Here is a 515-nt window from a genome sequence, read left to right as displayed (position 1 = left end):
GTCCTGCCCCTGCGCGGCGGGATGTACCACGGTGAGGGCCAGTTCCGCGGTATTCGAAGGTGTGTCGCGTCGCAACGCGGCATGACCGAGGACGGCTGTGTCATCCACAGCCAGCATTGATTGCCAGTGACCCTCGGCATTGTGCTGATTGATCATGTTCGGCAGGTAAACATCCGGCTGAGCGTAATGATCGCCGTAGACTTCTTGAAACAATCGACTCACTGCGTTTGCATCGGAAGGGCGGTAGGCGCGAATTATCAACGGGGTCATCACACGAACTCCTGCAAGGGAACGTCATACACTCGCAAATCCAGCACCCGCAGTTGTTTGCCCGAGCGAGGGTGGAGTTTCAGGTCTGTGGTTGCGCAAGGCAGTACTCGAAACTCCAGCAGACCCTCGCGGCTCAGGTCGTCGATGGCGGGGTAGTGGGCGAGCAGCGCTTCACGCAATTCGCGGAGCACCGGTTCGACGGCTTGTAACTGAGGTTCGGGCACCCACTTCACGCTCAGCAGATC

1 protein-coding gene and 1 pseudogene are annotated in these 515 nt (G+C 59.0%); both read right to left on the bottom strand.

Going from position 1 to position 515, the window contains the following annotated elements; translation table 11 throughout:
* Positions 1 to 270 (bottom strand): GNAT family N-acetyltransferase (locus AC1DLB_RS31855; protein WP_477786513.1); only part of this gene is annotated, 270 nt, incomplete at its 3' end.
* A pseudogene (locus AC1DLB_RS31850) lies at positions 270 to 515 on the bottom strand (phenylacetate--CoA ligase family protein); the annotation flags it as partial. The pseudogene AC1DLB_RS31850 and the gene AC1DLB_RS31855, both read right to left, overlap by 1 nt.

The sequence above is a fragment of the Pseudomonas sp. 05N434 genome (genome assembly GCF_056396965.1).
The sequence above is the reverse complement of the archived record's forward strand: the minus strand, read 5'-3'. Positions and strand labels throughout refer to the sequence as shown.